General features: G+C 65.7%; 19 protein-coding genes. 12 read left to right on the top strand and 7 right to left on the bottom strand.

The window, feature by feature from the left end:
* Positions 1–5: 5 nt before the first annotated feature.
* The 10 genes from hisB (at position 6) to tatC (ending at position 5,741) form a co-directional block, all read left to right on the top strand.
* Positions 6–608 (top strand): imidazoleglycerol-phosphate dehydratase HisB, encoded by a 603-nt coding sequence (gene hisB / locus EJB06_RS14955; RefSeq protein WP_126074832.1) that lies wholly within the window; start codon positions 6–8, stop codon positions 606–608.
* 77 nt (positions 609–685) lie between these two features.
* Positions 686–1,324, top strand: a complete 639-nt coding sequence (hisH, locus tag EJB06_RS14950; RefSeq protein WP_126074831.1) for an imidazole glycerol phosphate synthase subunit HisH — start codon at positions 686–688, stop codon at positions 1,322–1,324.
* 65 nt (positions 1,325–1,389) lie between these two features.
* Positions 1,390–2,166, top strand: coding sequence for a 1-(5-phosphoribosyl)-5-[(5-phosphoribosylamino)methylideneamino]imidazole-4-carboxamide isomerase (gene hisA, locus EJB06_RS14945; RefSeq protein ID WP_126074830.1), 777 nt, complete (start codon positions 1,390–1,392; stop codon positions 2,164–2,166).
* A 16-nt stretch (positions 2,167–2,182) separates the two neighbouring features.
* Positions 2,183–2,944 (top strand): imidazole glycerol phosphate synthase subunit HisF, encoded by a 762-nt coding sequence (hisF, locus tag EJB06_RS14940; RefSeq protein WP_126074829.1) that lies wholly within the window; start codon positions 2,183–2,185, stop codon positions 2,942–2,944.
* Positions 2,945–2,961: 17 nt separating this feature from the next.
* Positions 2,962–3,393 carry a phosphoribosyl-AMP cyclohydrolase gene (gene hisI / locus EJB06_RS14935; protein WP_126074980.1) on the top strand — a complete coding sequence of 144 codons (432 nt, stop codon included), beginning with the start codon at positions 2,962–2,964 and terminating at the stop codon, positions 3,391–3,393.
* Positions 3,394–3,403: 10 nt separating this feature from the next.
* On the top strand, positions 3,404–3,742 hold the full coding sequence (locus EJB06_RS14930; RefSeq protein ID WP_126074828.1) for a phosphoribosyl-ATP diphosphatase: 339 nt from the start codon (positions 3,404–3,406) through the stop codon (positions 3,740–3,742).
* A gap of 24 nt (positions 3,743–3,766) precedes the next feature.
* Positions 3,767–4,138 carry a histidine triad nucleotide-binding protein gene (locus tag EJB06_RS14925; RefSeq protein WP_126074827.1) on the top strand — a complete coding sequence of 124 codons (372 nt, stop codon included), beginning with the start codon at positions 3,767–3,769 and terminating at the stop codon, positions 4,136–4,138.
* An 88-nt stretch (positions 4,139–4,226) separates the two neighbouring features.
* A complete protein-coding gene (tatA, locus tag EJB06_RS14920) occupies positions 4,227–4,445 on the top strand; it encodes a Sec-independent protein translocase subunit TatA (protein WP_126074826.1) in 219 nt (72 codons plus the stop codon).
* 48 nt (positions 4,446–4,493) lie between these two features.
* Positions 4,494–4,979, top strand: coding sequence for a Sec-independent protein translocase protein TatB (gene tatB, locus EJB06_RS14915; protein ID WP_126074825.1), 486 nt, complete (start codon positions 4,494–4,496; stop codon positions 4,977–4,979).
* Positions 4,980–4,985: 6 nt separating this feature from the next.
* Positions 4,986–5,741, top strand: coding sequence for a twin-arginine translocase subunit TatC (gene tatC / locus EJB06_RS14910; protein ID WP_126074824.1), 756 nt, complete (start codon positions 4,986–4,988; stop codon positions 5,739–5,741).
* Positions 5,742–5,854: 113 nt separating this feature from the next.
* On the opposite strand, the gene EJB06_RS14905 is transcribed toward tatC, so the two are convergent.
* The 3 genes from EJB06_RS14905 to EJB06_RS14895 all read right to left on the bottom strand — a co-directional run bounded on the left by EJB06_RS14905 (position 5,855) and on the right by EJB06_RS14895 (position 9,034).
* Entirely contained in the window at positions 5,855–6,508 is a 654-nt protein-coding gene (locus EJB06_RS14905; RefSeq protein ID WP_126074823.1) for a hypothetical protein, read from the bottom strand.
* Positions 6,509–6,541: 33 nt separating this feature from the next.
* Positions 6,542–7,099, bottom strand: a complete 558-nt coding sequence (locus EJB06_RS14900) for a hypothetical protein (protein WP_126074822.1) — start codon at positions 7,097–7,099, stop codon at positions 6,542–6,544.
* A 201-nt stretch (positions 7,100–7,300) separates the two neighbouring features.
* Entirely contained in the window at positions 7,301–9,034 is a 1,734-nt protein-coding gene (locus tag EJB06_RS14895) for an extracellular catalytic domain type 1 short-chain-length polyhydroxyalkanoate depolymerase (RefSeq protein ID WP_126074821.1), read from the bottom strand.
* Positions 9,035–9,352: 318 nt separating this feature from the next.
* Here EJB06_RS14895 and EJB06_RS14890 point away from each other — a divergent pair, with 318 nt between their 5' ends.
* Positions 9,353–9,814, top strand: a complete 462-nt coding sequence (locus tag EJB06_RS14890; protein WP_126074820.1) for a hypothetical protein — start codon at positions 9,353–9,355, stop codon at positions 9,812–9,814.
* Positions 9,815–9,833: 19 nt separating this feature from the next.
* A complete protein-coding gene (locus tag EJB06_RS14885; RefSeq protein WP_164557933.1) occupies positions 9,834–10,370 on the top strand; it encodes a DinB family protein in 537 nt (178 codons plus the stop codon).
* Between the two features lie 7 nt (positions 10,371–10,377).
* On the opposite strand, the gene EJB06_RS14880 is transcribed toward EJB06_RS14885, so the two are convergent.
* The 4 genes from EJB06_RS14880 to EJB06_RS14865 all read right to left on the bottom strand — a co-directional run bounded on the left by EJB06_RS14880 (position 10,378) and on the right by EJB06_RS14865 (position 14,393).
* Positions 10,378–10,977, bottom strand: a complete 600-nt coding sequence (locus tag EJB06_RS14880; RefSeq protein WP_126074818.1) for a hypothetical protein — start codon at positions 10,975–10,977, stop codon at positions 10,378–10,380.
* 148 nt (positions 10,978–11,125) lie between these two features.
* Positions 11,126–11,914, bottom strand: coding sequence for an alpha/beta hydrolase (locus EJB06_RS14875; protein ID WP_126074817.1), 789 nt, complete (start codon positions 11,912–11,914; stop codon positions 11,126–11,128).
* Between the two features lie 10 nt (positions 11,915–11,924).
* Positions 11,925–13,796: a DUF885 domain-containing protein gene (locus EJB06_RS14870; RefSeq protein WP_126074816.1), complete on the bottom strand. Its 1,872-nt coding sequence runs from the start codon at positions 13,794–13,796 to the stop codon at positions 11,925–11,927.
* 111 nt (positions 13,797–13,907) lie between these two features.
* On the bottom strand, positions 13,908–14,393 hold the full coding sequence (locus tag EJB06_RS14865) for a hypothetical protein (RefSeq protein ID WP_126074815.1): 486 nt from the start codon (positions 14,391–14,393) through the stop codon (positions 13,908–13,910).
* Positions 14,394–14,430: the final 37 nt, after the last annotated feature.

Below are 14,430 nucleotides of genomic sequence, written 5' to 3'. Positions count from 1 at the left end.
CTCCCATGACCCTCACCGCAGACCGCACCGCAAGTATCACGCGCAACACCAACGAGACGCAGATCCGCGTCGCCATCAACCTCGATGGCACCGGCCAGCAAAAGCTGAACACGGGCGTTCCTTTTCTGGACCACATGCTCGACCAGATCGCGCGCCACGGCCTGATCGACCTCGATATCGAATGCGTGGGCGACCTGCACATCGACGCCCACCACACGGTGGAAGATACCGGCATCACGCTCGGCATGGCGGTGGCCAAGGCGATCGGCGACAAGAAGGGCATCCGCCGCTACGGCCACGCCTACGTGCCGCTGGACGAAGCGCTGTCGCGCGTGGTGCTCGATTTCTCCGGCCGTCCGGGCCTGGAAATGCACGTGCCCTGGAAGCGTTCGATGATCGGCAACTTCGACGTCGACCTGGCGCACGAGTTTTTCCAGGGTTTCGTCAACCACGCGCTGGTGTCGCTGCATATCGATAACCTGCGCGGCGAGAACGCCCACCACCAGTGCGAAACCGTGTTCAAGGCCTTCGGCCGCGCGCTGCGCATGGCCGCGGAACTCGACGCGCGTTCGGCCGGCACCATCCCGTCGACCAAGGGTAGTCTGTAAGGTCATCCGGTCATCATGCGGTCCCCTCTATCCCCGTCGTTCCCGCGCAGGCGGAACGACGGTACATTTGAATTGCTATGAATAAAATTGTTGTGGTCGACTACGGCATGGGCAACCTGCGCTCGGTGGCGCAAGCCCTGCGCGCCGTCGCTCCTGAAGCCGATGTACGCATCTCCGGCGACGTCGCCGATATCGATTCGGCCGACCGGATCGTCCTGCCCGGCCAGGGCGCCATGCGCGACTGCATGGCCAGCCTGCGCCAGTCCGGCGTCGAGGAAGCCCTGCTGCGCGCCGCCCGGACCCGTCCCGTGATGGGGGTGTGCGTCGGCGAACAGATGCTGTTCGACGTCAGCGAGGAAGGCGACACCCCCGGCCTGGCCCTGTTGCCCGGCAAAGTCGTGCGCTTCCGGCTCGACGGCCGCCTGCAGCCGGACGGTTCGCGCTTCAAGGTGCCGCAGATGGGCTGGAACCGCGTGAAACAAGTGCGCCAGCATCCGCTGTGGCAGGGTATCCTCGACGATAGCTACTTCTATTTCGTGCACAGCTACTATGTCCAGCCCGACGATGCCAGCCTCACCGCCGGCGAAACCGATTACGGCGCGCCTTTCTGTTGCGCCGTCGCCCGCGATAATATCTTCGCGACCCAGTTCCACCCGGAGAAAAGCGCCGGCGCGGGCCTGCAGCTGTACAAGAACTTCGTCCACTGGAATCCCTGATGGTCCTCCGATTATCCCGTCATCCGATGTTCCAATCACCCAACCCAACTAAGCGATAACCGATCATGCTGCTCATTCCTGCCATCGACCTCAAAGACGGTCACTGCGTGCGCCTCAAACAGGGCGATATGGAACTTGCCACCGTCTTTTCCGAAGACCCCGCCGAAATGGCGCTGCACTGGCTCAAGCAGGGCGCGCGCCGCCTGCACCTGGTGGACCTGAACGGCGCCTTCGCCGGCAAGCCGAAGAACGAAGCCGCCGTCAAATCCATCCTGCAGGTGGTGCAGGAGTTCGCCGTCGATAACGATATCGACGAAATCCCGGTCCAGCTGGGCGGCGGCATCCGCGACCTCGACACCATCGAGCGCTATCTCGACGACGGCATCAGCTACATCATCGTCGGCACCGCCGCCGTCAAGAATCCCGGCTTCCTGCACGACGCCTGCGGCGCCTTCCCGGGCCACATCATCGTCGGCCTGGACGCCAAGGACGGCAAGGTCGCCACCGACGGCTGGAGCAAGATGAGCGGCCACGAAGTGATCGACCTGGCCACCAAGTTCGAAGCCTACGGCGTCGAATCGATCATCTACACCGACATCGGCCGCGACGGCATGATGGGCGGGATCAATATCGAAGCGACCGTCAAGCTGGCCCAGGCCGTGCGCATTCCGATCATCGCTTCCGGCGGCCTGCACAACCTGGGCGACGTCGAAGCGCTGTGCGCGGTGCAGGAAGAGGGCATCGAGGGCGTGATCTGCGGCCGTTCGATCTACGAGGGCACGATCGACCTGGGCCAGGCCCAGGCGCGCGCCGACGAACTCACCGAAGGCGACCTGGCCTAAGCCGGAAGAACACACCATGCTCGCAAAACGCATCATTCCCTGCCTCGACGTGACCGATGGCCGCGTCGTCAAGGGCGTCAATTTCACCGAGCTGCGCGACGCCGGCGACCCGGTCGAAATCGCGCGCCGCTACGATCAGCAGGGCGCCGACGAAATCACCTTCCTCGACATCACCGCGTCCTCGGACGGGCGCGACCTGATCCTGCACATCATCGAAGCGGTGGCCTCCACCGTGTTCATCCCGCTCACCGTCGGCGGCGGCGTGCGCAAGGTGGAAGACGTGCGGCGCCTGCTCAACGCCGGCGCCGACAAGGTCAGCATGAACACCTCGGCCGTCACCAATCCGGACCTGGTGTTCGAGGCCTCGCAAAAGCACGGTTCGCAGTGCATCGTGGTGGCCATCGACGCCAAGCAGACCGCGCCCGGCAAGTGGGAAGTCTTCACCCACGGCGGGCGCAATGCCACCGGCCTCGATGCGGTCGCATGGGCGATGAACATGGAGCGCCTGGGCGCCGGCGAGATCCTCCTGACCAGCATGGACCGCGACGGCACCAGGGTCGGCTTCGACCTGGGATTGACCAGCGCCGTGTCGAACGCGATCGGCATTCCCGTGATCGCCTCGGGCGGCGTGGGCGGCCTGCAGGACCTGGCCGACGGCATCAAGATCGGCAAGGCCGACGCGGTGCTGGCGGCGAGCATTTTCCACTACGGCCAGCACACGGTCGGCGAAGCCAAGCGCTTCATGGCCGCGCAGGGCATTCCCATGCGTCTGGATTGAACATGATAGCGACCACGATGAGTAGTGCGGCCAATTTCAGCTGGCTGAAAAAGGTCCGGTGGGACGAGAACGGCCTGGTGCCGGTGATCGCCCAGGAAGCCGGTTCGAACGATGTGCTGATGTTCGCCTGGATGAACCGCGACGCGCTGGCGCGCACGGTGGAACTGGGCGAAGCGGTGTACTGGAGCCGCTCGCGCAAGAAGCTGTGGCACAAGGGCGAAGAGTCGGGCCACACCCAGAAGGTGCTGGAAATCCGCCTCGACTGCGATGAGGACGTGATCCTGCTCAAGATCGAGCAGGCCGGTTCCATCGCCTGCCATACCGGGCGCCATTCCTGCTTCTACCAGAAGTTCGAGGGCGACGCCAGGTCCGGCGACTGGCAGGTGGTCGAGCCGGTGCTGCAGGATCCGGAAACGATGTACGCCAATTCCAAGAAGAGCACCCCATGAAGGGCACCCCATGAGCCAGACCCTCGCCCGCGTGGCGCAAACGATCGAATCGCGCAAGCTGGAAAACGGCGGCGACCCCGCCACCTCCTACGTCTCGCGCCTGTTTTCCAAGGGCGACGACGCGATCCTGAAAAAAATCGGCGAAGAAGCGACCGAGCTGGTGATGGCCGCCAAGGATGCGCGCGCCGATGGCGACTCCGCCAAGGTGCTGTACGAATGCGCCGACCTGTGGTTCCATTCGCTGGTGCTGCTGGCCCAGTTCAACCTGTCGCCGCAGCAGGTGCTCGACGAGCTGGCACGGCGCGAAGGCCTCTCCGGCCTGGCCGAAAAAGCCGCCCGTCCGACCTGACATTCAACCCTGGGGAAACCGTCCATGACCGACTGCCTGTTTTGCAAAATCGCCGCCAAGCAAATTCCATCGAGCATAGTTTACGAGGATGAAGAATTACTGGCATTCAAGGATATCCATCCGGCCGCGCCGGTGCACCTGTTGCTCATTCCCAAGGTCCACGTCGCGACCTTGTCCGATTGCAACGAATCGCATGGCGCGCTGCTCGGCAAGCTGCTGGCGCTGGCGCCAAAACTTGCCAAAGAGCACGGTTGCGACGTCAGCTACAACACTGACGGCAGCCCGGCCGGCGGCTACAAGACGCTTATCAACAGCGGTCCGGATGGCGGCCAGGAAATCTACCACCTGCACCTGCACGTGATCGGCGGCGCCCGTCCCTGGACCGGCCAACGCTGACAATGCGGCAGGAATGCCCGGCATCGCGTAGAATACGCGGCGTACGCTTTCACGAATTCGGGCGTTTGCGCCTCGCAAGGAGAAAATGATGGGTTCCATGAGTATTTGGCATTGGCTGATCGTGCTGCTGGTCGTTGTCGTGGTGTTCGGCACCAAGAAACTCGGCAATATGGGTGGCGATATTGGCAAGGCCGTCAAAGGCTTCAAGGATGGCGTACGCGGCGACGACGACAAGCCGCCGGTTCCTTCCCAGGTGGCGGACAAGACGACCATCGACGGCGAATCGAAAGAGAAAACGAAGTTCTGATGAGCGTGCGTGCCCCGGCACGCGTGTTGTCCGATACTTCCAGACGCCATGATCGATCTTGGACTCTCTAAACTCGCCATCATCGGCGTGGTTGCACTTATTGTCATCGGCCCTGAAAAGCTGCCCAAGGTGGCGCGCATGGCGGGCACCCTGTATGGACGCGCCCAGCGCTACCTGCATGACGTCAAGTCCGAGGTGAGCCGCGAGATCGAGCTCGACGAACTGCGCAACCTGCAAAAGGAAGTCCAGGAAACGGCCCAGTCGTTCAAGGACAGCGTCGAAAACACCATCGCCCAGAACATTGACGATGTCGAGGCCGCCTGGCGCGACCTGCCCTCGTCGACGGCGCCCAGCGCCACCATGAGCGACCTGGAGCGCAAGGCGCGCGACTTCCGCCGCAAGAAGCTGGTACGCAATTCGGCCGTGCCGGGCTGGTACAAGCAGCGCCACGGCGGCAAGGCCCACATCATGTCGGGCGCCGCGCGGGTCAAAAAATTCCGCCCGCGCTCCTCTTCCACCTCGTCTTTCTTTTAATTCTACATGACAGATAAAGCAGCGGGCGAAGAGACCTTTATCTCTCATCTGGTCGAATTGCGCGACCGCCTGGTCAAGGCCTGCATCGGGATCGCCATCGTGTGCGCCGCGCTGATGATGTGGCCCGGACCGGCCCATATTTACGACATCATCGCCCAGCCGATGATCGCGGCGCTGCCGGTCGGCTCGAAGATGATCGCCACCGGCGTCATCGCACCGTTCCTGGTGCCGATGAAAGTGACCCTGGTGCTGTCGATTATCATGGCGCTGCCGTGGGTGTTCTACCAGATGTGGGCCTTCATCGCGCCCGGCCTGTACCAGCACGAAAAACGCCTGGTGCTGCCCCTGGTCATCTCGTCTTCGCTGCTGTTCATGAGCGGCGTGGCGTTCTGCTATTTCTTCGTGTTCGGGCGCGTGTTCAAGTTCATCTCGGACTTTTCGCCGACCTCGATCGCGGTCACGCCGGACATCGAAAACTATCTCGATTTCGTCATGTCCATGTGCCTGGCCTTCGGCGCCACCTTCGAGGTGCCGGTGGTGGTGGTGATCCTGGTGCGCATGGGCATCGTCAGCGTGGCCAAGCTCAAGGAAATCCGTCCTTACGTGATCGTCGGCGCGTTCGTGATCGCCGCCATCGTCACGCCGCCGGACGTGGTCAGCCAGTTTGCGCTGGCCGTGCCGATGTGGGTCCTGTTCGAACTCGGCCTGCTGATCGCGCCCGCCTTCGTGCGCGCCACCCAGGCGCCGGAAGAACCGGCGTAAGGGCCTGCGCCGCCGCGCCCTGCGGCGGCGTGCCCGCGCATTGCGCCAAGTACTCGCCCATCAATCCATGTGTTTTTGGCTGCCGGAACTCACCTTTATTTCCGGTCAAGTACTTAGCGCGTCAGGTACAGCACCGTCGCCGCGCTGCCATCGTCGCTCCCCACCTGGGTTGCCGTCATGTTCGGCAAGGTCGCTCCCAGATTGGCCAGCACGGCCGGCATCGCGCTTTCCAGCTGGTCGGCGCTGGCCGGATTGACCTCGATGCGGCAGGTCCTGGTGCGGCATTCGAGCCGCCTGACCTGCGTTTCCAGCTCGCCATTGGTGCGCGCCAGCGCCGCGCGCACGGCCGCCGAGGCCTGGTTGCTCCACGCATGGTCCACCGGCTCGGCGCGGAACATGGTTTCGGCCGGCGCCACCGCCGGCGTGTCGGTCGTCAGCGGCACCGCCAGCGCGCCCGCAGGCTGGGCGGGCAGCGGCGCGCGCGTCAGGATCATGCGCAGCTCGGCCACCTCGCGGCGCAGGCTGGCCACTTCCTGGCGCAGCTGCGCCAGGTCGGTCGGCGCCGGCGTGCCTGGCGGCGGCGCGGTGCGCAGCGGTGGCGGTGGGGGCGGGGACGGCGCCGGCACGCTCCGTGCCGGCCCGGGCGCCGGGGCGGCGGCGGCCAGGGCCGGCGCCCTCGATGGTGCGGCCGGCGGGTCGTCGTCGCCGCCGCAGGCGCCCAGCACGAGCATCACGGCCAGCAGCGCCGTTGCGGGAATCTGTCGCATTGTCAATCTCCCTTGGGCCTTGGCCGCACCGGCTTACTGGCAGCGCAGCAGGCGCAGTTGTCCCAGCACCGGCAGGCCGGGAATGGCCCCGCTCGGCGACGCCGTGCGCACCAGGTCGACCTCGATGAAATAGCTGTTGGCATTGAAATTGAGCGGCACGCAGTTGCTCAGGTAGCGCGTTTGCGGGGTGGCCGCCGGCGCATAGCTGTTGCTCGACAGGGTCGCCAGCGTGCTCAGGGCGCCGGTGGCGGTATTGTGCGAGCGCAGCCGCGTGCGCACTTCGGAATAGATGCCGTTGTCGGTGAAACGCGCGCCCGAATACACGCCCAGGATGCCGTTGCCGTCCCAGGTGTCGTGCACCTGGTAGCGGATGGTGCAGGTCAGGGCCGTGGCGCCGCCGACCAGGCCGGCGTCGTTGTTGTTGAAGGATACCCGGCCGCTGCAGGTCTCGTCGGGCGTGCCGGTCGATCCCACGGAGGACCAGTTGCTGCTTGCCAGCGCCAGGCCGGGAACGGCCAGCGCGGCGAGCATGAGAGCGGCGCCCAGGCGCACTTGGCGCGCGGCGCGGGACGGGGGAAGGCGAGTAGACATGGCGGCTCCTTGTAGTGGTGTCGTGCGCGGCGCGCGTCGCAATCGAACGACGCACGCCGGCACTTCCAGACTAGGAGCCGCAGCGATCGCGCACCTGAGGTGTATCAATCGTCGCGGTGCGTTAATCGGGCCCGGGCGCTGTCCCTTGCCGCTTCGAGCATGTCGCGATGGCGTCGGCGGCAAGCGGCACCCAGGCTTACTTTACGGACAGCTGCCGATCACATGGTAGCCGGCCGAGGTCTGGGCCAGGGTCTGGATGTAGAACAGGTTGTCCAGGCCCATGTTCTGGTTCGAGCCCTTGGCGAAGGCATAGCCGCCGCTGTCGTGCGCGCGGCCGGCCTGCACGTGGGCAAAGTTACTGGCCGTGACCGTGCTGCACGTAAATCCGCTGGTCGTGCTGGCGGCCACGCCGGCCGACAAGCCGCTTTCCACCCCGTCCGCGACCGAGGAAGCCTGATAGGTGTAGCTGGTGGACGGCGCCAGCCCGGTATCGGTGTACGCGGTGCCTGTCAGCGGCGTCGGCGTGAGCCTGCTGCCGTTGCGGTAGAGATTGTAGCCGCTCGCGCCCTTGGCCGCGCTCCACGACAGGGCGATGCTGCTGGCGCCGGCGCTCCCGGCTTGGAGGCCGGTGGGCGGCTGCACGGGTGGTACCGGTCCCACCAAAAATTGCGGCAGCATGCAGGGTGCCGAGCTCTGTCCGGTGGCGGCGCTGGTGGCCGTGACGGTCCCGCTGTAGTAGCCGTTGGCCAGCGCGTAGCCGATGCTGAAACTGGCGCCGCTGCCTGCTTGCGCGTCATTGACGGGGGTGGCGCCGTCCAGCACCACGCGGTAGCTGGCGATGGCGCCGCCCGCATCGGCGGCCGCGCCGCTGATGGTGGCGGCATTGCCCGACACGCTGGCCTTGCAGGCCGTCATCACCGGCGCCGCGATGACATGCGCGCGCAAGTTGTTCTTGAACCAGAAATCCATCACAAAGGCCGGGTAATTGACCTTGGTGGCATCGACGAAGTGGCCGTTCTGGCCGCCCGGCCCGGCCGGCCATGCGTGCCCCATGCCGGTCACCACGATTTCCGAGGTGCGCAGTTTGCCCGTGCTGTCGGTATACGGCGTGTTGCTGCCGCCGCCAGGCACGGGGACCTGCGCGCCCTTGGTGAACACGCCGCCGTAGGCGATGCGCATGGCCGCCGCATCGATCGGCCCGTAGGCGGGCGCCACCGTGTAATCGTTGCTGCCCCAGATGACGCTGGCGATCTGGGTGGCGAACTTGCCTTGCTGGGCGCCGGCCATCGTGCTGCACTTGCCGGCCGCCGTGCTGGCGCTGAAGCCGGACGGCACGCTGCCGATCTGCAGGATCGTGGTTCCCGGCGGTGGTCCCGCATTGATGCCGATGCCGGCGAACACATCGGGCGCCAGGCAGCCCAGGGCCATGGTCTGGCCGCCGCCCGACGACAGCCCGGTCACGTACACCTGGTTCGGATCGATGGCGTAGCGCGCATCGGCCAGGAAACGGCCGACCAGGTCCAGCAGCACCCCATCGTGCCCGCTGGCGCGGTTGTGCTTGCTGATGCTGTAGTCCCAGCAATGGCTGCCTGCGACATTGCCGGTGGCATTCGGCGCCAGGATCAGCGCGCCGTACTGGTCGGCCACGGCTTTCCAGTTGAAGCCCTTGTCCGATCCCGAATCGATGACGTCGCCGGCCGCCGTTTGCTGGCAGCCGTGCAGCACCATCACCAGGGCGCGCTTGCCGCCCAATACCGGCTGGCTCGCGGGCCAGTAAAAGTAACCGCTCAGGTTGCCGCCGTTGACGCTGTCCGCGCCCCAGGTCTGGTTGCCGCTCCAGGCGCCGGGACCGGCCTGGACCTGGGCCAGCGCGCTTACAGGCAGGCACAGCACTAAAGAAGCCGCGCAGCGGCCGAACACCTTGTTGATTGCCATGATGTCTCCATTTTTCTATATTGAAAATACGGGAAGGCTGCGGGTGCTTGCAGGGAAGAGCTCGGTGGGGGCGTAGAGGGGATGCCGCGCTGGGCGGCCAGCCTTCGGGACGGTTCACGGGAAGTAACAGCCGGAAATAAGTCTACCGGAGAAGCCCCGCCAAATCGTCAAGCGGACCGGAGCGTACTAGCACCCTGCCTGTGCGAAATTGCACAGTGGCCGCAGCGGAGGCGCGCGATGTGAGGCACAATGGCAAGCCGCGCGGCGCTTCGCCGCCTTACTTGGGGAGTGAATGTGTCGGTGCTTGCCGCAGGTCTGTTGGGTGCCTTTGCCGCCTGGTTCGCCGTGCGCTGGATCGGCGCGCGCCTGCGCATCGGCGCCGGCGACGGCAGCCTGGTGTTCGCGCCCTTCCTGGAACGGCTCGGCATCCTGCAATTGCTCGGGGTGGCAGTGCTGGCCTGGGTGGGCCTGTCGCGCGAGCACGACAATTATCCGGCCCTGATCGCGCTGGCCGTGGCGCTGGCGATCGGCGGCGTCTACTGCCTGTGCGAAGGCATCATGACGCGAGGCAAGGTGGACGAGACCGGCATTCTGTTCATCACGCCGTGGGGCGGCAGGCGCGACGAGGCCTGGCGCGACCTGCGCAGCGTGCACTACCGTTCCTGGTGCGGCATGTACGTGCTCCGGTTTCGCAGCGGCAGCGTGATTCGGGTGTCGGTGCTGCTCAGCGGGCACGGCGCCGTGCTGCGGCAACTGCGCGCGCGGGGCCAGCGTGTCTGAACTGGCCCACCTGCGCCTGATGGCCCGCTACAACGCCTGGATGAACCAGGCAGTGTATGACGCCGCCGCCACGCTGCCCGCGCACGACCTGGCGGCCGAGCGCGGCGCCTTCTTCGGCTCGCTGCTCGGCACCCTGAATCACCTGGTGGCGGCAGACACCATTTGGCTGCGGCGCTTTGCCGCCCATCCCACGCATTTTTCCGCGCTCGAGCCGGTGCTGGCGCTGCCCGCCCCGGCCGGGCTGGGCGCCATCCACAGCGCCGACCTGGCGCTGCTGGGCGCGCACCGGCGCATGCTGGACCAGCTGATCGGCGCATGGACCGCGCAGCTGCTTGACGCCGATCTCGACCATGTACTGGATTACGCCAGCACCACAGGGATCCGCTCGCACAAGCGTTTCGGCGACCTGCTGCTGCATTTTTTCAATCACCAGACCCACCATCGCGGGCAAGCCAGTACCTTGCTGTCGCAGGCGGGCGTGGACCTCGGCGTGACCGACCTGCTGATGCTGATCGAGAACGTGGCCGATCATGGCGCGCCGGCAGCGCCTGCCTGAGTTCGGCTCAAGCGCCCCGTGCCGCCTGGCGCTTGAGCGAGCGCACCATCTGGTTGTACGAGTCCAGCAGCGCGGCCGCCAGCAGCTTGCCCTGCGGCGTGCGGGTATAGCCGTCGGCGCCCGCGAAGCCGCCGTTGAAGAAGCCGCCCGCCGCGCCGAAACGCCAGTGGCTGGCGCTGCCCTGGACCACGGCCAGTTCGGCGCCCGAGCGGTTGTCGGTCAGCGTCAGCTGGGTCGAGGGATGCAGGGCGCCATCGTGCAGGGAAGCGATGCGCCCGATCGCGGGCTCGCTGCGGAAACTGAGCGAGGGCGTGGCGGTGTAGTCGGCCAGCGCGAGTGGGCGCTTACTGTGCCTGGAATCGGCAGCGGAGAGCGTAAAGCAGTTCGACGCGCGCACCATCAGGCGCAGCAGCGGCAGGGTGCCGGACAGTTCGGCGTCCTTGCCGAAGCTCAGCGTTCCCAGGACGCGCGGACAATGTTCCAGCTGGCTGTTGGGGGCCTTGATGCCGGCGGGCGGCGCGGCGGCCGGCGGCGGCTTGCCGGCGCAGCCGGCCAGGGCCATGGCTGCCAGGGCGATGAGCAGGGCGGGGTTTGGGCCTGGCGTCATGGCGTGTCCTTTGTGTGGAGTTGAAAAGAAACTTCACACATTCTAACGATGCATTAAGGCAAGTAACTTGCCTATAGTCAACATCATCGGAGCTCGCCGAAAATACCACAGACCGGATGAACGTATCGGGCCGAGTCCGGGACAGACCCTAGTTCGCCTTCAAGGCAGGCTGCGGCGCCATCTCGCCCGCCAGTCCCGGCCCGTACAAGGGGCTGTCCGAAATCGTGTTGTGCCCCGCTTCCGGCACATTGATATAGCGCGCCACGCCGGGCTTGAAGCGCGTCATCAGCAGTTCCGAACTCGCGCGCGGGATCAGCTCGTCGTTGCCGGCGGCGATGATCGTGGTCGGCGCATTCACCCTGGCGGCATACGTGCCCGATTCGAACTTGTCGCGCAGGAGCAGCGTCACAGGAAACCACGGGAACTGCATTCCCGCGATGCCGGCGATGCTGTCGTAGGGCGTGACCAGCACCAGCCGCGCCACCGGCCGCACGCTCGCCACATGCACCGCCACGCCGCTGCCGAGGCTGCGCCCGATCACGGTCACCTGCGGATGGCGCGCCCGCACCATGTCGAACAGGGCCAGCGCGTCGGCGAACAGCGCCGCCTCGCTCGGCGTGCCGCTGCTGCCGCCGTAACCGCGGTAATGCAGCAGATACAGCGCCTGTCCCGGAAAGGTCGTGCCGAGCGAGGGCAGGCTGGCCGAGACATCCTCGGCGTTCCCGCCCAGGTAGAGCACCGCGCGCGGCCCGGTCTCGGGCCGCACCGACACATCGAGCACGGCGCCGTCGACCGGCAGCTTGATGACCGATTCGGGCGCGCCGAAACGGCGCGGCTGCGGAAAATAGATCAGGGAGCGCTGCGCGAGGAACAGGCCGACGCAGGCGACGGCATACAAGGCAAGCGCCGCGAGAATCACACCGATTGTCATGCGCATCGCGCCCTCCTTATTGCATCAGTTCTTTGATCATCTTCACCGGCGCGCTGCCGTAGCCGAGGAACTGCTCGTGGAACTGCTTCAGGTCGAAGCGCGGCCCGAGCGCCTGCCGGCGCTGCTCGCGCAGGTCCATGATTTCGCTGTAGCCGCTGAAGTAGCTGGTCAGCTGCACCGAACTGACCTTGGCGCGGTGCCACTTCTCGCTCGCCTCGCTGCGCGTCTGGAAGGCCTGGCGCGTCAGCATGTCCATCGCATCGGCTTCGCTCATGCCCAGCACGTGCACGCTGTAGTCGAGGATCGTGTTGGTGACCACGCGCAGGTTCCACTTCGAGTACATCAGCCACATTTCCGGCGTGTTGTCGCCATAGCCCGATTCGAGCATCATGCGCTCGCCGTACACCGCCCAGCCTTCGATCATGGCGCCGTTCCCGAACAGCGACTTGATCAGCGATGGCGACTTGTTCGCATACACCAGCTGCGCGTAGTGGCCCGGAATGGCTTCGTGGATGTTCAGGATCTGCAGGATCCAGTGGTTGTATTCGCGCAGGGTGCTTTCGGCCTGCTCGGGCGAGAGGCCGTCGAGCGGCGTCACGTTGTAGAAGGTGCGGTCCTGCGGGCGATACGGCCCCGGCGCATCGATGCTGGCGCCGGCCACCCCGCGCTGGTACAGCGGCGTTTCGCGCACCACCAGCGGCTTTTTCGGATCGAGCGTGAGCAGGTTGTTCTTCACTACCCAGTCCTGCAGCAGCGGAATCTGGCGCCGGATCTCGGGAAAGAACTCGTCGCGCGAGACGTGTCTGGCCGACAGCCTGTCGATCACCATGCCGATTTTCTGGACGCGGTCGGCCGGCCTGGCGGCGCCGCCCATGGTCCTGGTCCACAGCTCGTCGGACAGGGTGTCCATGCGCGCCAGCAGCTGTTCGCGCGCGGCGAGCGCCTTCTGGTACATCTGTTCCGCGCTCACGCCGGCCTGGATATCGTGCCCGAACTTCTGTTCGTACAGCGCTTTGCCGATGCGGAAGGAACGCGCGCTGTTATTGGCCTGCTGCGTCTTATCGAGATCGGTGAGGAAGTTGACGTAGCCGATCAGGGCGTCGCCGGCGGCCGCGATGCGGCGCGCGAACAGGTCTTTTTCGGCCTGGTTCAGGATCGATTCCTGCGCCGCCTTGCCCAGGTCCGCCAGCACGGTCATGGTGCCGGGCGCCTGCTGCAAGGCCAGTTGCGTGTGCTCGCGGGTCGGGTTGACGATGCTCGCCTGCGCCGCCTGGTAGTAGGCCGGCACGTTGGCGATGCGCTTGAGCAGGGTGCGCAGGCGCTGCGGCTTGGACGCGTATTCGGAACCCATGATCAGGTCGATCGGCCCGGCGATGTTGTACAGCGCCGGGTTCCATTCGAACTCGCGCAGGGTGGTCAGGTAAAAACGGTCGGCATTGAGCTTGTTGACCAGCAGGGCGTGGTCGGTGCGCTGCCTGACCGAGAGCTGGCGCGTATCGAGCTTGCCCAGCTTTTGCAGCCATTCGTCGGCAAACGCCAGTTGCGCGCTGCGCGTGGCCGCGCTCGGGATGGTCAGGCTGGCGGCGCCATCGTATTTACCGGAATAGATCGCGCTTTCCGGATCGATGCGCCAGAGCGCGCCGAGGAACTGCATGCTGACCGTATTGAAGCGCCGGTCCTGCGTGCGTTCGGCGCCGGCGGCGGGCGCGCTGGCCACGGCGGCCGCTGCCGCCGGCGCGGCGATGGCCTTGGCGGCCTTGCCTTGCTTGGCGGCCTTGACCGGCTTGGTGACTTTGGCTTTCGACTGTTTTTTCGGCTTGGCAGCGCCTGCGGGCGCCAGCGCGAAGCACGTCATTAAAACAGCCAGCGCAATTTTCGTTTTCATCATTGTGTTTGGCCTTGTAGTGACAGGGACAGGTGCGGCCGCATGCATGCGGCGGGGCGTCAGATTAGCATCAATCGCGCCGCTTGCGCGCTTTTGTCCCGATTGGGGCGGGGCTCAGTCGATCACGCCGGCGCGGATCAATTCCTGCTGGCGCGCATTGAGGGTGGCGGCCGTGTGCTTGCCGTTGGCGATATTGGTCAGCACGATCTCGCTCGACTTGGTGAAGCGGTGGCCGATGCGCACCGTGTACGAGCGCGTCACCCAGCTCCAGAAGCCCTGCGTGAAGCTGGCGTCTTCCATGTCGCGCCATTTGACGCCGGTGATGCCTTTCTTCCAGGGCAGCACGCCGGAGTAGAGCCACACGCCGACATCGTCGTAATACAGCTGGATACTGCGCAGCAGCAGGAAGCGGTAGCCGACCACGATCGCCGAGATCGCGAAGACCGCGGCCGCCGCGATCTCGTTCCACTGGAACGCCAGCGGCAGGGCCACGCCGAACAGCAGCACGCCGAGCAGGACCACGCCGGTGTAGGCCAGCCAGGACTTCACGCCGATCACGCGGGCGTCGGGGGAGCTTCTCGATGCGTTATCTTCTTCCATGGAGTGTGGCGTCGCTTGATAAAAACACATGATGTCA

It is taken from the genome of Massilia atriviolacea, from assembly GCF_003953935.1.
Lineage (GTDB): Bacteria > Pseudomonadota > Gammaproteobacteria > Burkholderiales > Burkholderiaceae_D > Telluria_A > Telluria_A atriviolacea.
Note: the sequence above shows the minus strand (reverse complement) of the source record. Positions and strands in the feature narration are given on the sequence as shown.